At 67.7% G+C, this 15513-nt stretch carries 13 protein-coding genes; 10 read left to right on the top strand and 3 right to left on the bottom strand.

Features of this window, described 5'->3' with window-relative positions:
* Window positions 1-61: 61 nt before the first annotated feature.
* Window positions 62-1708 carry a hypothetical protein gene (locus tag IPI67_10840; GenBank protein MBK7580690.1) on the top strand — a complete coding sequence of 549 codons (1647 nt, stop codon included), beginning with the start codon at window positions 62-64 and terminating at the stop codon, window positions 1706-1708.
* A gap of 307 nt (window positions 1709-2015) precedes the next feature.
* Here IPI67_10840 and IPI67_10835 read toward each other — a convergent pair whose 3' ends face one another.
* Both IPI67_10835 and IPI67_10830 read right to left on the bottom strand, forming a co-directional pair.
* Window positions 2016-3086, bottom strand: a complete 1071-nt coding sequence (locus tag IPI67_10835; GenBank protein ID MBK7580689.1) for an LLM class flavin-dependent oxidoreductase — start codon at window positions 3084-3086, stop codon at window positions 2016-2018.
* Window positions 3083-4444, bottom strand: coding sequence for an NAD-dependent epimerase/dehydratase family protein (locus IPI67_10830; protein ID MBK7580688.1), 1362 nt, complete (start codon window positions 4442-4444; stop codon window positions 3083-3085). Before IPI67_10830 ends, IPI67_10835 begins: the two co-directional genes overlap by 4 nt.
* A gap of 481 nt (window positions 4445-4925) precedes the next feature.
* Between IPI67_10830 and IPI67_10825 the strand changes: the two genes are divergently transcribed.
* The 5 genes from IPI67_10825 to IPI67_10805 all read left to right on the top strand — a co-directional run bounded on the left by IPI67_10825 (window position 4926) and on the right by IPI67_10805 (window position 10549).
* A complete protein-coding gene (locus tag IPI67_10825; GenBank protein MBK7580687.1) occupies window positions 4926-5288 on the top strand; it encodes a hypothetical protein in 363 nt (120 codons plus the stop codon).
* 94 nt (window positions 5289-5382) lie between these two features.
* Entirely contained in the window at window positions 5383-6438 is a 1056-nt protein-coding gene (locus tag IPI67_10820; protein ID MBK7580686.1) for a hypothetical protein, read from the top strand.
* A gap of 189 nt (window positions 6439-6627) precedes the next feature.
* A complete protein-coding gene (locus tag IPI67_10815) occupies window positions 6628-8721 on the top strand; it encodes a hypothetical protein (GenBank protein MBK7580685.1) in 2094 nt (697 codons plus the stop codon).
* 37 nt (window positions 8722-8758) lie between these two features.
* The gene (locus IPI67_10810; protein MBK7580684.1) at window positions 8759-9898 is read left to right on the top strand and encodes a M23 family metallopeptidase; all 1140 of its coding nucleotides are present in this window, start codon (window positions 8759-8761) and stop codon (window positions 9896-9898) included.
* Between the two features lie 36 nt (window positions 9899-9934).
* A complete protein-coding gene (locus tag IPI67_10805; protein ID MBK7580683.1) occupies window positions 9935-10549 on the top strand; it encodes a hypothetical protein in 615 nt (204 codons plus the stop codon).
* Between the two features lie 22 nt (window positions 10550-10571).
* Here IPI67_10805 and IPI67_10800 read toward each other — a convergent pair whose 3' ends face one another.
* Window positions 10572-11555: a hypothetical protein gene (locus IPI67_10800; GenBank protein ID MBK7580682.1), complete on the bottom strand. Its 984-nt coding sequence runs from the start codon at window positions 11553-11555 to the stop codon at window positions 10572-10574.
* A gap of 110 nt (window positions 11556-11665) precedes the next feature.
* Between IPI67_10800 and IPI67_10795 the strand changes: the two genes are divergently transcribed.
* From IPI67_10795 to IPI67_10780, 4 genes are read left to right on the top strand one after another with little or no spacing between them, the layout of a single operon-like run.
* A complete protein-coding gene (locus tag IPI67_10795; protein MBK7580681.1) occupies window positions 11666-12562 on the top strand; it encodes an alpha/beta hydrolase in 897 nt (298 codons plus the stop codon).
* Between the two features lie 14 nt (window positions 12563-12576).
* The gene (locus IPI67_10790; GenBank protein MBK7580680.1) at window positions 12577-12978 is read left to right on the top strand and encodes a hypothetical protein; all 402 of its coding nucleotides are present in this window, start codon (window positions 12577-12579) and stop codon (window positions 12976-12978) included.
* Between the two features lie 5 nt (window positions 12979-12983).
* Entirely contained in the window at window positions 12984-14114 is a 1131-nt protein-coding gene (locus IPI67_10785; GenBank protein ID MBK7580679.1) for an acyl-CoA dehydrogenase family protein, read from the top strand.
* A 45-nt stretch (window positions 14115-14159) separates the two neighbouring features.
* Window positions 14160-15464, top strand: coding sequence for a sigma-54-dependent Fis family transcriptional regulator (locus IPI67_10780; GenBank protein ID MBK7580678.1), 1305 nt, complete (start codon window positions 14160-14162; stop codon window positions 15462-15464).
* The last annotated feature ends 49 nt before the right edge of the window (window positions 15465-15513 follow it).

Here is a 15513-nt window from a genome sequence, read left to right as displayed (position 1 = left end):
CGACCGCTGGTGCTGGCAGAGCCCGTTCCCCCAGGGGAACAACCTCAACGCGGTCTGGGGCATGGGGGAGCGCATGTGGGCGGTCGGCAAGGCCGGCACGATCTTGAGCTACACGCCGGACGGCTGGACCGTCGAGGAGAGCGGCACGAAGCAGTCGTTGGGCGCCATCTCGGGCACTGGCCCGGAGGACATCTGGGCGGTCGGGGACGGGGTCGTCGTGCATCGCGACGCAAAGGGCTGGGGTCCGGTCGAATCCGGCGCCGACTTCGGCCTGAACGGCGTCTGGGCGCTGGGCGCGAACGACGTCTACGCGGTGGGTGAGCGCGGGCTCGCCTTGCACTTCGACGGCAAGGAATGGCAGCGGCAAGAGACCGGCACGTCGAGCGAGCTCAAAGGTATCTGGGGCACTGGCGACCGGGTGATCGCGGTCGGTCGCGACGGCTCGGTCGTGCAACACGACGCAAGCGGCTGGAAGGCGACGCCGATCCGCGACACCCCCTACCTTCGCGCCGTCTGGGGCACGACGCGCGACAACGTGTACGCCGTCGGCAGCCCAGGGAGCCCGCTCTACCGCTACGACGGCGAGACGTGGTCTGCCATGGCCTCGGGCTCACTCGAGAGTCGGCGGGCGCTGTGGGGCATGAATGCCAAAGCCATCTTCGCCGTCGGCGACTCGGGTGAGCTGTCGTCATTCGACGGCAATCGTTGGGCTGGAGAAGGACGACTCCCGGTGGGTGAGGCTGCGGGCCTGTGGTACTCCCCGAGCGGCGAGGTCGTGGTCGTCGGTCCTGGCGGGCGGACGTTTCATCGTCGGGAAGGCGCGTGGCGGAGTTATCCGAGCCCAACCTACGCTCGCCTGCTGGGGCTGTGGGGCGCGAGCGCCACGGACGTCTGGGCCGTCGGCGAGCGCGGAACCGTGCTGCACTACGACGGCAAGAGCTGGACGCCGGTGGCCTCCGGTACCCCAGAGTACCTGTCGGCCATCGCCGGTCGCGGCCCGAGTGACGTCTTCGCCGTCGGCTCGAAGGGCACCATCGTGCATTTCGACGGCAAGGCCTGGCAGCACCAAGCGACCGGCGTCGAGCAGGTGCTGTCCTCCATCCACTGCTTTCCGGGCAGCGCCATCGCAGTCGGGCGAGGTGGAACCGTCTTGCGTCACGACGGCTCGACCTGGAAGCGCGAGGCGAGCGGCACCGACCGCTGGCTACAAGGCGTGTGGGCGGCGAGCCCCGAACAAATTTTTGCCGTCGGCGAGAACGGGACGGTCCTGTTCTTCGACGGCAAGGTCTGGAAGAGCCAGGAGAGCGGGACGCAAATCTCGCTCAACGCCGTCTGGGGCAGCGGTCCGAAGAACGTCATTGCCGTGGGCAACGACGGCACGGCCATTCATTTCAACGGCAAGCGCTGGCGGCCGCTCACGCGTGGGCTCGAGGCACTGGTGAAGGGTCTCGTCATCTTGCAGCATGTGTGGGGCACCGGCCCCAGGGACGTCTGGGCCGTGGGGGCCAAGGGCATGATCCTGCACTACGACGGTCAGCGCTGGAGCACGTCGACGGACCAAGGCGGACTGGTATTGACGGCGCTCTGGGGCGTCGGAAAAGATGAGCTCTTCGCCGCGGGCTGGGACGGGGCGATCCTCCACCGTGGCCCCAAACCCGCCGGGAAACCCGCGCCCGCCGTCCAACCGGCGCCCGCCGCCAAGCCCTAGAACACCGATCAGCTTGCGCTGCTCGTGTTCTAGGACACTTACGTTGGGGCTGCGCCCCAAACCCCCGGCCTTCGGCCGTGCGCGCTCCGCGCGCGAGCGCCGAACACCTTGCAAGTCGCTGAAAACAAACGACGGTCACCTGTTCGGCGCTCTAGAACACCGATCAGCTTGCGCTGCTCGTGTTCTAGGACACTTACGTTGGGGCTGCGCCCCAAACCCCCGGCCTTCGGCCGTGCGCGCTCCGCGCGCGAGCGCCGAACACCTTGCAAGTCGCTGAAAACAAACGACGGTCAACCTGTTCGGTGCTCTAGCCAAACTTCGGCAAGACCTTCTCACCAAAGGTCCTGATCGACTCCATGATCAGCTCGTGGGGCACCGTGCCAAGCTGCATGATCAAGATCAGCTCGTCCACGCCGATCTCGATGAAGCGCTCGATGTACTCACACGCGAACGCCGGATCCCCACACAGCACGTTCATCTGATCGTCGGGGCTGTTGCGCACGGCCATCGCCGACGCCAGATCCGCTTCCCGCATGAACTCTCTCGGAATCGGCAGTCGCCCCAGCGGCCGATCCCCACCGGAGTAGTAACGAAACAGCGCCTCCGTGAAGAAGCGCGCCCCGCGAAAGCCGTACTGACAGGCCTTCTTGTCGTCCTCCAGGACCAACGTCGCCGGTGTGCAAGCAAAGTGATTCGTGACCGCGAGGCCCACCGGCTCGGCGTTGGCCACGGCCTTCCGGTACTCACTGACCTTCTCGGCCAGGTAGTCGTCGCTTCCCACCGCGAAGTTCAGCGCGCCGAGGCCGAGCCTGCCGACGTTGGCTGCGGAGTCGGGTTTGGTGCAGGCCGCGAACATCGGCGGGTGCGGGCGCTGCACGGGTTTTGGGACCACCTGGGTCGGTGGGACCTTGAAGAAACGCCCGTCGTGACTGAACACGTCTTCGCTCCACATGCGCGGGATCATCCGTACCGCCTCGAGCCACTGCTCGTGGAGGGTGCTCTTGTCGTTCTCGAACGCGTCCTGCTCGACCAGGGACGAGCTCTTGCCGGAGCCCCAGCTCAATCTGCCCTCACTCAAGATGTCCAGCGTCGCGATCCGCTCGGCGATGCGCAGCGGATGGTTGTACCGGAAGGGCAACAGGGTCACGCCGTGCCCGATGCGGATGCGGCGGGTCTTGGCGGCCACGAAGGACAAGAAGATCTCCGGCGCGCTCGAGTGGGAGTACTCGCGCAGGCCATGGTGCTCGACCGCCCAGATGGAGTGGTAACCGATGGCGTCCGCGAGCACTGCCTGCTCCAGACAGTCCCGAAACATCTGGGCCTCGGTCTGGGCCGTGGGATCTGAGATCTGCATCTCGTAGAAGAGCGAAAACTTCACGACGCTTGCTCCTTGTGGCCGAGGCCCGAGCTGAACCAGCGGCTAAATCCCCGCGCGACCGCGCCGTCGACGCCGGGTTTTTGCACCGCGTTTTTGAAATAGGTGATGAGCCCGGCAAACACCAAGCCCGCCTGCGGTTCTCCGATCACCCGCAAGCGACCCGCCATACGAGCGCTCGACACGTCGTCGTCGCCGACCAGAAGCGCGAGCAGCGTGTCCGGTGAGAGTGTCAGCGTAGCGTCGGGCGGGCGTGGCATGCCGGGACCGAGCCGCACCGTGCCGGCCTCGAGCTTCCAGCGAAAGTCTCCCCCGCGAGGCCCCGTGAGATCGAGGTGGATCTCGAGGTTCAGCCGCCGTGCCTCCTCGGGCAGATCCGCCGGCGCGCGCCGCCCCACCAGGTCGATCAGGCGAAAGTAGAGCGCGAGCCGACGGTCGAGCCGCCGCGGCGTGACGGCGTCGAAGTTCCGGAGCACCTCGGTGACGGTCTTGCAGCGGGGGTTCCACGACAGCTCGCGTTTGGCTTTTTCGCTGCTGGCAGGGAGGCGGACGTCCGCCGCCCTGAACCACGAGGGGTCGGTGTCGGCAAGACGCTCCATCACGGGGGAAAGCGCCGAGAACAAGGTCTTCGGCAGGCGAATCAGCCGAAATCCGGTGAGGCGCGCGAGCTCGTGCGCCGACAGCTGCTCGTCTGCCGCCAGATTGAACGCGCCGCGCGCTTCGCCCAGCAGTGCCGACATCGCCGCGTCGGCCACGTCCTCGTCCCACACGAGCGGCATGGGAGCGGCTGTGACCGCGACCAGCACCCGCGACGAGAGCGAGCGGGCGAGCTCGTGGTTGATCCGCCGGCCGACGAGGATCGCCGGCCGCAGCCTCACCAGTCGGATCTCCGGGTGCGCGGGCTCGAACTGGTCGAGGAACGCCTCGACCTCGAACTTGTCGTCGGCGTAGGGCAGCGCCGTCCAGCGTGTGCGCGGCGAGTCTTCCGAGAAAGGCTCACGGCGGTCCGGCTGATCGCCGTAGGCGGACATGCTCGAGCTGTAGACGATGGTCTTCACGCCTCTTGCTGCCGCGTGCTCGAACATGCGCCGACTGCCCTCGACGTTGACGGCCCGCATGCGCTCCCGCGGCATGCGCTTCGCGACGACGAACGCAAAGTGCAAGAGCGCGTCGGCACCTTCGAGGTGTCGGTCGAGCCCCGGGTCGGTCAAATCCGCAATCTTCCAGTCGAGCTTGGCACCGGCAACGGGCGGCGGGACCAGGTCGAGGGACACGATGCGCTTGATCTTCCGGTTGGCCAGCAACCGCGTCAGCACCAGCGCGCCCAGCTGTCCGGACCCTCCCGTTACGACGACCTTCAACTCCGCCTCCGGCCCATCGCGCGATTATTCTTCGACCGGGCCCTCGGTCAAGCGACGGCGCGAGAACGCGCGTGTCGGCCACTACTGAACGGTTGTCGAACTCGCGGCCGCACCGGAGCTCTGTCTAAATGACCGGTCGCGTTGTCTCGCGACCTGTTAGGATTGTGCCCCCCGCTCGGCTGCCTCCGGGCCCCCCCCCCCCCCCCCCCCCCCCCCCCCCCCCCCCCCCCCCCCCCCCCCCCCCCCCCCCCCCCCCCCCCCCCCCCCCCCCCCCCCCCCCCCCCCCCCCCCCCCCCCCCCCCCCCCCCCCCCCCCCCCCCCCCCCCCCCCCCCCCCCCCCCCCCCCCCCCCCCCCCCCCCCCCCCCCCCCCCCCCCCCCCCCCCCCCCCCCCCCCCCCCCCCCCCCCCGGCCGCCCCCCCCCCCCCCCCCCCGGTCCGCCCGGCGGCGAAGGTCGTCGCCACCAACCAAAGGGTGGGAATCATGTCTGACGCATCGATCATGGTCACGTGGGGTGGGGTATTTGCGGGTCGCGAGACCATGGGGCTCACGGTCTTCCAGAGCGCCATCGGCTTCTACTCGGAGCAGAAGGCCAAGGGGAACATCACGGAGTTCAAGGTCGGCATCGCCGAGGTCGGGGCCATCTCCAGCTCCGCCGGTTACATGCTGATCGAAGGCTCGGTCGACCAGCTGCGAAAGCTCGTGGACTCGGAGGACTACAAGCGCATCCTGACCAAGGCCGTGCACGTCGTCCCGATGAACGTGAGCCACAACGTGACGGGCAACACCGTAATGCAGAGCGTGGAGCGCCTCGTCTCCGTGCGAAACGAGCTCGGGATCAAGTGAGGAGCCCACGGTGGGCGCGGCCTCCATCGCGCCCACCGTGGACCCCTGTTACCGCGTGGCGGCGGCGCGACGGAAAAGGTTGTACTCTTGCGCCATGAGCGCGCGATCCTCGGCTGCCCTGTTTGTCACGGTCGCCCTCGGCGTCGGAGCGTGCGGCTCCGAGGACTCGGGTGATGCGCCGGCCACCGGCGGCACTTCGAGCACGGGTGGAGCTTCGAACACCGGCGGCATGGCGGGCAGCACCGCCACCGGTGGGGGCGCCGGCGTCGGCTCCGGCGGGACGAGCGGCTCCCCGGGCGGCGGCGGCACGGGCGGCGGCCTCACTTCGGACGACTGCATCAAGGACGTCACTGCCAAACCCGATCACGTCTTCGACTGCAGCGGGCTGAAGTGGAACGTGTCGGTCCCACCGGCCTGTGCGGCGGGTGGCTGCGGTCTGATCATGGACGTGCACGGCTTCTCGATGAGCGGGAAGATGGAGGACAACAACACGAAGCTCGCTGCTCTCGGCGCAAAGAACGGCTTCATCGTGGTCAGCCCCAACGCCGATCCCGCGCCTCCGCTCTCGGGCTGGGTCGCAGCCGAAGACGACCCGAAGGTCTTCGACTTCATGCAGCGCACCATCAAGGTGTTCCAGGTCGACAAAAAACGCGTGCACTTCACCGGCTTCTCGCAGGGCGGGGATATGACGTGGCGCTTCATCTGTGACCACTCGGACGTGATCGCGAGCGCGGCGCCGGCGGGTTTTGGTCACAGTGCACAGGAGAATTGTTACTCGAAGGGCAAGGCCCCGGCCCGCCCGATGCCGATGCTCTACATGCACGGCACGAAGGACGCGCTGGTCAATTTCTCGACCGCGGCGGCCGCGCGGGACAGCGTGATCAAGGTGCTCGGGTTGACCGACAAGTCGAGTGTCTCGGGCGACTCGATGCACACCTGGGATCGCCACACGAACGCCAAAGGCGACGTGTTCGAGATGCTCCAGCACGAGTACTCGGGGGCCACGCTGCTCGGCGGCCACTGCTACCCGGGCAGCACCGATCCGGGCGGCGAACCAGGCCAGGTCTTTTCGTTCAAGTGTGATCAGACCGCTGCCTTCAACTGGGGCGAGGCGGTGATGACGTTTTTCCTCGCCCACCCGCTGCCGTGAGCCGAGGCGGTCAAGTCGGCCTCGCTGGCGGAGGGTTTCGGCGCAGGCCGCCGCCGGAGTGCGGAGGTTCTCGGAGCACTTTCCCGCGCTGAATCCCGGCGCCGTGGGCGTGCTGGGCGCCCGCGCGAGGCGTTGGTATCGCGTCTCTCCGCGCGCTGAGGTACTCTTCGGGATTAGGGAGTGCTTTACATGGCCAACTTGCGCGCGCTGCTCTTCAGCTTTGCGGCACTGGGAATCACCTCGTACGCTCTGGTCTCGTGCGGAGGCGACGGCCACGCCGGAAACCTGCCGCAGGGCAGCGGCGGGGGCGGAACCGGAGGCACGGAGGCCGGCACCGGAGCCACCGGTGGCAACGGCGGCACCGGAGGAACCGGAGCCAAGGACGGCGGAGGAGGAACCGGAGGGACCGGAGCCAGCGGCGGCACTGGCGGTACGGCGGGCGATTCCGGTACCGACGGCGGCAGCGTGCCGGGCGCGCCCACGGTGAAGGTGATCTTCCCGACCGCTGCCACCGATCCGGGGACCGACGTGGTGGTGGTCGGAGCGCAGCTCGACGCCCTATGTACGGTCGAAAAGTCCACCCTCGCGGGTGCGCTGCCCGTGGACCCGACCACGATCAAGATCGCGGTCCTGGACGCATCGAAGACGGTCGTCGACGAGTTCCCGGGTACGGCCACCACGAATCTGAACGAGTTCAAGGCGTCGTTCGTCTTGACCCCGATCGCCTCGGGGAAGTTCTCGGTGCGCTGCACGGCGGGGGACACGTCGACGCCGGCCAAGACCGGTACGGACAGCATCTCGACTTTTGTCGACCACGGCCCGGACATCACCGTGACCACACCCGCCGACGGCTCGGCCTATCCGCTCACTGGCGCGGTCCCCTTCGTCTTCAAGGTGAGCCCCGCGCTGCTCGCGACGACCGACCCGGAGGCAGACGTCGACACGGTGAAGCTCACCGTCAACGGCGTCAACATCCCGCCGACGCCGGATGTCAGCGTGCCCAACGGCTACAAGAACCCCATCGACTTCAACGACAAGACGTTGTTCCCACAGGTGCCGTCGGGCTCGATTCCGGTGGTCATCGAGGGCACGAACAAGCGCACCCCGACCGCTGCCAAGCGGATCAAGAGCTACAACTTCACCCTCGACGGTCAGGGCCCGGTCATCACGATCAAGAGCCCCAAGAACCAGGACATCATCGGCGGCAAGGTCCCGCTCACGTTCTCCGTCGTCGACCTGGGCAGCGGGGTCGATCAGAAGACCATCAACGTCGAGCTGAACCAGCAGGCCAACCTGTATGCGGCGACCACTCAGTGGTCCAACACCGGTAACGACTATTCGTTCACCTTCGACAGCGCCAACGTCGCCGGCTCGAAGGTGCAGGTCACGGTCAACGTCACCGCCTCCGACAAGGCCGGCAACAAGTCGTCGGGTGCGTCGGTGCTCCTGTATTTGGACAACCAGCCGCCGATCGTCGACCTGGACCCGGGCAACGTGCGGCTCAAGAAGAAGTCGGGGACTAACTACCTCTGTTCCGAGTCCTTCGACCCGCTAGGATCCCTCGCCGCCAACGACGCCGACCCGTATCCAGCCACGGTCACGCCGTTCAAACACTTCCGAGCCTTGGTCTGGGACAAGACCAACACCATCGGGGGTCAGACCGTCTTCTACTACGCGGCCACTGACCCGACGTCGGTCTACCTCTACCTCCAGCCGGACGGTCCCACGGTACCGCTGCTGATCAACAACGATGCAGATCCGGAGTGCGACGCCCTGAACACCGTCGTCGGTAGCAAGGCCATTCCGAGCCTGCAGTTGAACGCAGTGAAGCCGGTCGGCTCTCCCTGGTACCAGACCGACAACCCCTCCACCGCGCCGGCCATTTCCGGCTGCAACCTGGCCGCCGAGACCCCGCCCTCGCACCTATGCACGAACAACGTGTCGGACCTGTCGGTGGTGGTCGAGCACGGCGGACTGACGGCCGAGCCCGTCGTGTATGGCATCGGGCAATTGACCGGACTCGAGTGCACCGGCACCGGCTGGGAGCTCTCGTCGCAGCTCGCGCAAGCAACCCAGAAAGAAGGCTGGTTCTGTCTGGCTGCGGTTGCCAAGGACAAGGTCGGCAATACCGCGATCTCGCGCCCGTTGCGCGTCTGCTACGACGATCCGAGCACCACGTTCAAGCCGGCTTGTGCGCTCTCGAGCACGACCCCGCCTTCTTGCACGGATGGCTGCACGCCGCCCGGCGGCTTCGCCCCCTACCTCTACCCACCCCCGCCATGAGCTCGACCTCCCCCAGTCCTGAAGGTTCGAAGCCAGTATGACTCGCTCGCCGCTCGAGTTCGGACTGCTCCTCGTCAGCTCGCTCGCGCTCGCGTGCGGAACTGGACCTGACGACGACGTGGGCTCGAGCTCCGGCGGTTCCACCAGCGGAGGAGGGAAAGGCGGCTCCACGAGCGGAGGTTCCGGAGGCATCAGCGCCGGTGGTTCCTGGGCCGGCGGGGCAGCGGGTGCGGCCGGCGTCGCCGGAGCAAGCGGAGCGTCCGGCGCGAGCGGAGCGTCCGGCGCAGGCGGGACCAGCGGCGCGGGCGGGACCAACGGCGCGGGAGGGACCAGCGGCGCAGGCGGGACCAGCGGCGCGGGCGGGACCAGCGGCGCGGGCGGCAGCGGCGGCACGAGCGCTGGCAATCCCGTCTGTCTCGGCACTCAGTCCGGGGCGTACTGCGGGAACGACATGATGAAGGGCGCCGATCCCAGTGTGCTCTACCAGTGCGCAGGTGCGAACAAACCGCCGACCAGCCAGACGGCGTGCCCCGACGGTTGCGTCGTAGAAAGTGCTGGCGTTGCCGATCACTGCAAGGTCACCACCAGCCCGAATGGCTATCGACTGCCCTGGAAACCCGGCGTGACGATGCAGCTCACGCAGGACTGCAACGACTCCTGCTGCAGCGATCACATCAACGACGACGGTTACGCCTGGGACTGGGCGAACGGTACGGGCTTCACCATCGTCGCGGCCCGCGGCGGCACCATCACCCACCTCAAGATCAACTCCACCACCGGCTGCGGCGCGAGCTCGTGCGCGAACAACGCCAACCTCATCGTCATCGATCACGGCGACGGGACGCAATCGACCTATCTGCACCTGCAGGGCATGAGCCTATCCGCTGGCATTTTCTGCGGCGCGAGCGTGCAGCGCGGGCAGGCCCTGGCCAAGTCCGGCACCACCGGCTGGTCCACCGGACTGCACCTGCACTTCCAGGTCTCGAAGGTCCACCCCGGCGCGGCCACCTGCGAGTGTGGAAGCGCGGGGACGGGCTGCGCGACGGGCTCGGTGCCGTGGGCGAGTTTCTGGTCCACGCCCGCCTACCCCACCGTTCCGATCCAGTTCGAAGAGTGGTCAGCCGCATCGACCTGCAAAGATCGACGCATCACGATGCCGGCCTCGCAAAACCAGTGACAGGAAGGATCCCCGCTCCGGGCCCGTACTCGGGGCATGCGAAGCGTGCTCGTTGTCGGGATGTGCCTGACCGTGGTCCTGTTCGGCTCTGAATCCGCTCATGCCCAGGAGGGGCGCATCGGAGGCGGCATCGCGCTCCCCGTCGAGCCGAGCGGCTTCACCGACCTGTACAACATCGGCTTTCACGGCGGCGTCGAGCTGGGCGGCCGGGTCGGAAAATCGAAGAAGACCACCATCGGCGGCGCGGTCTACCACCACCGATTTCCGCTGGATACCGAGGGTGTCCTGAACAAGTGGTACGGGCTCGGCGTCCCGAAGGGCACTCCATACAGCATCGACGGCGGCACCTACGTACTGACCGAGATCTTCGTGGCCATGCGCGCCCAGGTGGCGGACGGCGGCGTTCAGCCATTCTTCCTGGGTGGGGTCGGCCTCGGCGTCAGCGACATTACCCAGCTCCAGCTGCGCCTCGGCGACACTTCTCGGAACACCAACACCTCGGCGGAGACCGACCCCATGGTGACGCTGGGCTTCGGGGTCGACGTCCCGGTAGGCGCCATCAAGCTGTTCGGCCAAGCCCGCGTGTCGATGGTCTTCACTGAGGGCGACAACACGCTGCTACTTCCGATCACCGCGGGCGTCGCGTTCTGAAGGCCCGCTCGGGCCCGCCCCGTCACAGGCAAGTCGAGAAGCCTTCGAGCTGGCAGACGAAGTCGCGACACTCGAGGCCCGAGGCACAGCCACCGTCGCCAAACACGTCGAAGCCGCATGCCTCACCTTCCTCGGCGAGCAACTTGCAAGTCCCCGCACTTCCCACGTTCCCCGCGCAGTACTGGGTGAAGATGGCGCACAAGGCGCCCACTCCGAAACCGCATGCTGCCCCGACCGTCGCCGTCTTCGGCGGCGCGGGAGTGCACTTGCCGCTGGCACAATCGTAACCGAACAAACAGTCCGCGTCCCCCGAGCAATCGGCGCCTTCGCCCAGGGGCGCGGAACAGACTCCGTTCCGGCACGGCAGGTACGCCGTGCACAGCGTACTCTCGTCACAAGCCTCGTTCAGCGACCCGAGCTTCTTGCACTTGCCGAGGTAACAGATCCCTTCCGCGCAGTCCGGGCCGTCGCTCGGGTCGCAGTCGGCTCCGAGCACCGCGGTCTTCGGCGGCGTCGCCTCGCAGCGGTAGCAGTACGTGGTCGAGCTCAACGAACACCGTTTGCTGGCACACTGGTAGTCTTCCAGGCACGCGGCCCCGTTCTTCAACGTCCCCGGCAGATCCTGGCAAACCTCGGCCCCGATCACGGAGCCGAAGGCGCGAGTACAAGTACCGAGCGGCAGCGACTGCGCACACGACTCGACTCGCTCGACGGTTTTTGACCCGCCAGGTAGCGCAAAGCCGCGCACGCAGGAGCGAGTGACTTGTTTCTCACATTTCTCGGGTGAGCCATAGAAATTCGGAATGTTGAACGGGCTGCACTCCCCCTCACGGGCGCACAGGGTTGCGGCGTACGCCTCGCAGGCAGCCTGCTCTTCGGCAGTGACGGCTCGAGGTTCGATGGAACCCCCCGTTTCCTCGCCCCCGCTCGCCGAACTGTCACAGCCGAGTGGGCAGACGAGAATAGACGACACCACGAGCAGCACCGGGCCGCGGATTCCTTGCATGCCCAATCTACGTTCCGCCTTCCGCCCAAATTCCTGCGCAGACCCATCCCGCTCGCTGGCATCGGCGATTGCACCTGCCCTCGCGGAGCGCCGAGGCTAGTCTCCGTCTCGTGCTCTTGCGTCACCACTACGCCCACGTCAACGGCATCCGCCTCCACTATGTCGAGGCCGGCTCCGGGCCCACGGTGGTATTGCTGCACGGCTTTCCCGAGACCCACCGCTCGTTCGACCTGCAGCTACCCGAGCTGGTCGAACGAGGTTATCGCGTCATCGCCCCGGATCTCCGCGGCTACGGTGAGAGCTCCCGACCGCGGAGCGGTTACGAGCTCGAGAGCCTGGCTCGAGATGTAGTCGCCCTCTGCCGACACGTGAGCGCTGAGCCCGTGCGCCTGGTGGGTCACGACTGGGGCGGCGCCATCACCTGGCACATTGCGAGCCACCACCCCGAGGTCATCGAGCGCGCAGTGGTGCTCGGCTGCGTTCACCCGACGCTGCTGGAACGTGCGCTGCTCCGCGATCGGGCGCAGGTCCGGAAGAGCTGGTACATGTTCTTCTTCCAGCTCCCGGTCTTGCCCGAGCTGTGGCTGTCCCGTCGCGGAGCCGCTGCGCTCGCGAACCTCTTTCGCCAGACGCCGGGCGCCGAGCGAGCCCCCACCCACATCGTCGATGCGAGTCGCCACGCCGTAGGGCGCGTTCGATCCCTGGCCGGCCCCCTCGCCTACTACCGCACGGCCATCCGGCGTGGCGCCGTCGACCAGCTCGCACGCCGCCCCCGCCGCGCCGACCCCCGCATCACCCTACCGGTGACCCTGATCTGGGGCGAAGAAGATGCGTGCTTCGTGCGTCACCTCGCGGAAGAGCACGCCGCTCTTGCCACGGATTTGACGCTGCACGTGCTCGCCAAGACCGGGCACTTCGCTCACCAGGAAGAGCCCGAACGCGTGAACGCCCTGCTCACCCAGGCGCTCGCAGGCACCCGATCCGTTGCAGCTCACACACACGGGTGATAGTTCCTCGGGTCATGCGATCCACGTTCGTGCTCGGGGTGTTCGTCTTGGCAGCGCTGCTCGCGTGCAAATCCAAGTCGAGCGGGACGATCACGGTGAACGGTGCGCCGTTTGCCATCGACAGCTGCAAATCTGGGCAAGCCAACATGCCTCAGTTCGGCGGTGTCGATTTCCTCGACAGCGCCGGGCAACGTGTGCGGTTCTTGCAGCAGCCCACGGGCCAGGTCCAGGTCTTCTTCTTCCCCGCCGGCGCCAGCCGCACCGACATGCTGGGTGAAGGTTGCGGCACCATGACGATGGAGACGCAGAACAGCGAAGTGAACGGGGTCAAGAACATCAAGGGCACCGTCAGCGCGAACTGCACCGGGGGTGGGAACACGGTGGTGGCGACCGTCGCCTTCGAGAACTGCCACTGAGCCCCATGCCCCTCGACGAGCACTACGAGCTCTACCGGCAGACGTGCCTGCGATTTGCCAAGGAAAAGATCGCTCCGCACGTCGACGCCTGGGAAGAAGCAGAGCTCTTTCCGCGGGAGCTGTACCAGGAGGCCGCCAGCGCTGGAGTGCTCGGCGCGGCTTACCCCGAGGAATACGGCGGCGGCGGCGGCGACATGCTGCACGGGCTGATCGGCATCGAGGCCTTGCTCACCGGTGGTTCGAGCGGCGTCGTGGCCGGCCTCGGCAGCCTCGGTATCGCCTTACCGCCCATCTTCGTGCTGGGCTCCGAGGAACAGAAGCGCCGGTTCGTCCCGCCGGTCATGGCGGGCGACAAGATCGCTGCGCTTGCCATCACGGAGCCCGGGACGGGCAGCGATGTCGCCGGCATTGCCACACGCGCCGTGCGCGACGGCAGGGACTACCTGCTGAACGGCGCCAAGCTCTTCATCACCAGCGGAGTGCGCGCGGACTACGTGAGTGTGCTGGCGCGCACGGGGCCCGACAAACACGGCGGCCTCACCTTCTTCGTGGTCGAACGAGGCATGCCCGGCTTCAGCGTCTCGCGCGCCCTCAAAAAGACCGGCTGGCGCGCGTCGGACACCGCCGAGCTTGCCTTCGACAACGTGCGGGTGCCGGAAGAAAATCGCATCGGCGAGGAGGGCTCGGGGTTCGTGGCGCTGATGCGCAACTTCCAGCACGAGCGGCTCGCCCTCGCGTTCTACGGCCACGCGACCGCCGCCATCGTGCTCGACGACGCCATCGCCTACGCCAAGGAGCGCCAGGCCTTCGGTCGGGCCCTGGTCGGTTTTCAGGTCACGCGCCACAAGCTCGCCCGGATGGCGACCGAGGTCGAGGCGGCGCGCGTGCTGAACTACTCCCTCGCGCTGCGGGTGCGCGACGGCGAGTACCTGGTCAAAGAGGTCAGCATGGCAAAGAACTTCTCCGCCGACGTCGCCCAGCGCGTCTGTTACGAGGCCGTGCAGATCTTCGGTGGCATGGGATTCATGCGTGAGACCCGGGTCGAACGCCTGAGCCGGGATGCGCGCCTCTTGCCAATCGGCGGCGGCACGACCGAGGTCATGAACGAGATCATCGCCAAGGGCCTCGGGCTCTGAACCTTCGCGCGCGACGCTCGCCCGCCAAATGATAGGATGCGTCGCGTGGCCGAGCGCACGGTGACCGAACACGCCCAGTACGCGGTGGGCAGCGCCGGGAGCGCTCCCGTAATCGGCCTGGTGCTGGTCCCTGCACGCGCGGGCGACGGACTCACGCTGATCGACGTCTCGAGACCTCTCAGCGTCGGACGAGACGAGAGCTCGGACATCGTGCTCGACGACGCCGGCGCGTCCCGCGCCCACGCCCGCTTCGAGCAGCGCGGGGAGCAAGTCCTAGTGAGCGACCTCGGCAGCCGCAACGGGACCTGGGTCGACGCCGCGCCGGCCTCCACTTCCGGCACGCTCGCCCGCCCGCACTCGGTCATTCGCATCGGACGCAGTCTGTTCGTCGTGGCCGATCTCGCACCCTATGCCCGCCCGCGCCCCGGTGAGCTCGCCGGCCTCTACGGCGGCGCCTCCCTCGACGACGCGCGCGAGGCCGTGCTCACCATCGCGCCGACCAAGAGCGCCGTGCTGATCCTGGGTGAGACCGGGACCGGCAAAGAAGTGATCGCCCGCCTGGTGCACGAGGCCAGCGGGCGCGGCGGTCCCTTCGTGGCCTTGAACTGCGCAGCGGTCCCGTCGGAGCTCGTGGACGCGGAGCTCTTTGGTCACGCCCGGGGCGCGTTCTCGGGAGCTGCCAAGGACCGCACGGGGCTCTTCCGCACGGCTCACGGCGGCACGCTGTTCCTCGACGAGATCGGAGAAATGCCTGCTGCGGTCCAGGCCAAGCTGCTGCGCACCCTCGAGACCGGCGAGGTCCGCCCGGTGGGCGACGACCACTCACTGACGGTCGACACACGCGTGGTGGCAGCGACCAACCGCGAGGTCGATCAGCTGATCGAGTCTGGCTCGTTCCGGGGTGATCTCCTGCATCGCCTGGCTGGGCTGCGCATCCGCCTGCCCCCGCTGCGGGAGCGCCGAGAGGACGTACCGCTGCTCGCACAGGCGTTTGCGTTGGCGGTCGGGGCCGAGGTCTCGCCCGCCGCCTTTGAACGCCTGATGTTGCATCCGTGGCCGGGCAACGTGCGCGAGCTTCGCAACGTGATCGCCGCCGCGACGGAGGTTGCCCGACGCAAGGGGCGACCGGAGATCACCGAAGAGGACGTGACTCCGCTGCTGATCCTCGCAAACCCCAAGAGCACGCCGCCAAGCCGGGCCGAACAGACCAACCGCCGCGTCACCGACGCGCTCACCGAAGCCGCGGGTGACGTGGCGCAAGCGGCGGCGCTCCTGGGCATGGGTCGCTCCGCGCTCTACGAGACACTGAGGCGACTGGACATCGACCCTCGGGGGTTCCGCCGCAGGTGAGCAGAACCCGAGCTCGGGCGCAGGCGTCCGAGGTCCCATCTTCCGCTGA

Source organism: Myxococcales bacterium (assembly GCA_016706225.1).
Taxonomy (GTDB): Bacteria; Myxococcota_A; Polyangia; order Polyangiales; family Polyangiaceae; genus JADJKB01.
This window is presented reverse-complemented; position numbering and strand designations above follow the sequence as displayed.